Annotated in this window: 2 protein-coding genes; both read left to right on the top strand. The window is 69.3% G+C overall.

Translation table 11 applies throughout. From position 1 onward, the window contains the following. Positions 1-347: 347 nt before the first annotated feature. Complete coding sequence (locus HUU95_RS10895; RefSeq protein WP_174280135.1) at positions 348-782, top strand: DUF3576 domain-containing protein; 435 nt, start codon at positions 348-350, stop codon at positions 780-782. A gap of 1 nt (position 783) precedes the next feature. Further along, positions 784-3,558, top strand: coding sequence for a leucine--tRNA ligase (locus HUU95_RS14620; protein WP_174280134.1), 2,775 nt, complete (start codon positions 784-786; stop codon positions 3,556-3,558). Positions 3,559-3,653 lie beyond the last annotated feature (95 nt).

The following is a 3,653-nucleotide window of genomic DNA, read 5'->3' as shown; positions in this document are numbered from 1 at the left end:
CGCCCGCGACGTCGCCGCGGCCGAGCGCGCCTGGGAGAAGGCGCAGGCGCTGATGGACGATCCGGCGGTCCGCCTGAGCAGCGGCCTGCGCGGCGGGCATGGCGACGGCGCCGGCGGCGACGAGCGCCCCGGCGACCAACGCGATGGTGTTACCCCGTCCGCTCACGTCTCTTCCCATGGACTCGCGAAACAATGTCGTCGCCCTATAACGCGCGACGGTGAACGCGACACCGCTGCCTGCGTAATATATCGGGTGTGTTGCCGATTGCGCACAGGGCTGGGCGCCTTGCGAGCCCGTGCCCGCGCGGGTAGGGCCGGCAATCCGTCGCTTGCAGGACCTTAACCCCATGTTGCGCCCGTCGCATCCTCTTTTCGCGCTGCTGCTGCTGGCGCCGCTCGCCGCGTGCAGCCATGGCGGTGACCGCCCCAAGGCCGATCTCGCCGCGTCCAAGGTCACCACGATCGGCGTCAACGCGTATCTGTGGCGCGCGTCGCTCGACACGCTGGGCTTCATGCCGTTGCTCCAGACCGATTCGAACGGCGGCGTCATCGTCACCGACTGGTACGCCAACCCGCAGGCGCCGGGCGAGCGCGTCAAGCTCACCGTCTCGATCCTCGATCAGGATCTGCGCGCCGACGCGATCCGCGTCGCGGCGCTGCGGCAGGTCAGCCAGAACGGCCAATGGGTCGCCGCGCCCGTGCAGGCCGCGACGACGCAGAAGCTGGAGGACATCATCCTGACGCGCGCGCGCGACCTGCGCCGCGCGGCGGTGGCGGGATAGGGTGGGCCAGCCCCCGCGCTTCAACGCGCTGAAGGCGGACGCGCGCTGGCAGGCGGTCTGGGACGAGCGGCGGACGTTCGCCGCCGACGACGCCTCCCCCAAGCCCCGCTCCTATGTGCTGGAGATGTTCCCCTATCCGTCGGGGCACATCCACATGGGCCATGTCCGCAACTACACGATGGGCGACGTGCTCGCGCGCTATCGCCGGATGACGGGGCACGAGGTGCTCCACCCGATGGGCTGGGACGCGTTCGGCATGCCGGCCGAGAACGCGGCGATGGCCAACGGCGTGCATCCGGGCAGCTGGACGCGGGCCAACATCGCCACCATGAAGGCGCAGCTCAAGCGGCTGGGCTTCGCGCTCGACTGGTCGCGCGAGCTGGCGACCTGCGACCCCGATTATTACGGCCAAGAACAGGCGCTGTTCCTCGACTTCCTCGACGCGGGCCTGGTCTATCGGAAACAGTCGGCGGTGAACTGGGACCCGGTCGACCTGACCGTGCTCGCCAACGAACAGGTGATCGACGGCCGCGGCTGGCGCTCGGGCGCGGTCGTGAAGAAGCGCCAGCTCGCCCAATGGTTCCTCAAGATCACCGCCTTTGCCGACGAGCTGCTCGCCGGGCTCGCCGACCTTGGCCATTGGCCCGACAAGGTCCGGCTGATGCAGGAGAACTGGATCGGCAAGAGCGAGGGCCTGCGCTTCCGGTTCACCCTTTCTCCCCTCCCGCTCGCGGGAGGGGTCGGGGGTGGGCTCCCGCTCTCCTCGGGCGATCCCGCCGGTGGAACCGTCGCGCCCACCCCCCAACCCCCTCCCGCCAGCGGGAGGGGGAGCGAGACCGTCGAAGTCTATTCCACCCGCCCCGACACCATCTTCGGCGCGAGCTTCGTCGCCGTCGCCGCCGATCACCCGATCGCACGCGCGGCGGCCGGACGGTCGCCCGAGGCCGCCGCGTTCGTCGCGCGCTGCAAGGAAGGCGGCACCACCGCCGCCGAGCTGGAGACGCAGGAGAAGCTCGGCTACGACACCGGGCTGACCGCGACGCATCCGTTCACCGGCGCGGCGCTGCCGGTCCACATCGCCAATTTCGTGCTGATGGAATACGGCACCGGCGCCGTCATGGGCGTCCCCGCGCACGACCAGCGCGACCTCGACTTCGCGCGCAAGTATGGTTTAGATGTGCAGCCTGCGCTCCGTCCGCTTTATTCGCGAGAGCCTACTGTTGAAGAACTTGCAATCGTCGGGATAGCTGCTTTCGACGAAGATCCTTGGGTTGTGCGGGGAGAAGACGACGAACTAGAACTTTTCAGGATCACAAAGCGGGCCTTCGATAGAACCTCTTACGAGCCGCTCGTCAGAGCTGGCGACTCCGAAGCTCTGATTCGCATAAAGCGCGCGCTCAAGGCTACGCGCACCGAGGGTGACTGGGAGTACCTCAATTTCTTCGGTCAATCAGAGTGGCTCCGCATTGAGGAAGCAAAAGAGCGCATCATTATTGCCGCTGAGCAGGGCGGTTGGGGTAAACGAGAGGTCGTCTACCGACTGCGCGACTGGGGCGTCTCGCGCCAGCGTTACTGGGGCACGCCGATCCCCGTCGTCCACTGCGCGGACTGCGGCGTCGTGCCCGTCCCGCGCGAGCAGCTGCCCGTCGTGCTGCCCGACGATGTCGACTTCGCCACGCCCGGCAACCCGCTCGACCGCCACCCGACCTGGAAGCATGTCGCCTGTCCCACCTGTGGTGGCGCGGCGACCCGCGAGACGGACACGCTCGATACCTTCGCCGATTCGAGCTGGTACTTCATCCGCTTCGCCAGCCAGCCGAAAGACCAGCCGTTCGATCGCGCGGTGGCGGAGAAATGGCTCCCCGTCGGCCAGTATATCGGCGGGGTCGAGCACGCGATCCTGCACCTGCTCTACGCCCGCTTCTGGACGCGCGCGCTCAAGCATCTGGGCCGGCTAGACATTGCCGAGCCCTTCGCCGGGCTGTTCACTCAGGGCATGGTGACGCACGAGACCTATCGCGCCGCCGACGGCCGCTGGCTCTCGCCCGACGAGGTCGCCGATGGCCGCGAAACCGCCACCGGCGCCGCCATCGAGGTCGGCCGCGTTGAGAAGATGTCCAAATCCAAGCGCAACACCGTTGATCCCGGCCCGATCGTCGATCAATACGGCGCCGACGCGGTGCGCTGGTTCATGCTGTCGGACAGCCCGCCCGAGCGCGACCTGCCCTGGTCGGAGGCCGGCATCGAGGGCGCCTGGCGCTTCGTCCAGCGCGTCTGGCGGCTGGTGCAGGCGGAGGGCACCAGCGATGGCGAGGACATCGGCTTGCGCAAGCTCGTCCACCGCACCACGGCCGGCGTCGCCGAGGCGATCGAGGGGCTGCAGTTCAACAAGGCCGTCGCGCTGCTCTACACGCTCGCCAACGCAATCGAGAAGGCGCCCGGGTCGCGCGACCGCGAACAGGCGGCGCGCACGCTGCTGCTGCTCGCCAGCCCGATGCTGCCCCATCTCGCCGAGGAGGCCTGGACCGGCGAGGGGCTGATCGCCGACGCCCCCTGGCCCGCCGTCGATCCGGCGCTGCTCGTCGACGACGAGGTCATCGTCGCGATCCAGGTCAACGGCAAGCTGCGCGACACGCTCACCCGGCCGAAGGGCGAGCCGCGCGAGGCGACGGAGGCGGCCGCGCTCGCCAGCGACAAGGTCGCGGCCTTCCTCGCCGGCGCGGCGCCGCGCAAGGTGATCGTCATCCCTGACCGCCTCGTGAACCTCGTCGCATGAGGCGCGCCGCGCTCCTCCTCGCGCTGGCGCTGCCCGGCTGCGGCCTGCACCCGCTCTACGCGGGCGGCGGCGACGGCGCGGTCGCCACCGCGCTG

Source organism: Sphingomonas bacterium, assembly GCF_903643065.1.
Taxonomy (GTDB): Bacteria; Pseudomonadota; Alphaproteobacteria; order Sphingomonadales; family Sphingomonadaceae; genus Sphingomonas.
The sequence above is the reverse complement of the archived record's forward strand: the minus strand, read 5'-3'. Positions and strand labels throughout refer to the sequence as shown.

Coding starts and splice junctions, on each gene's coding strand:
- HUU95_RS10895 (WP_174280135.1), top strand. CDS start 348: ATGTTGCGCCCGTCGCATCCTCTTTTCGCGCTGCTGCTGCTGGCGCCG.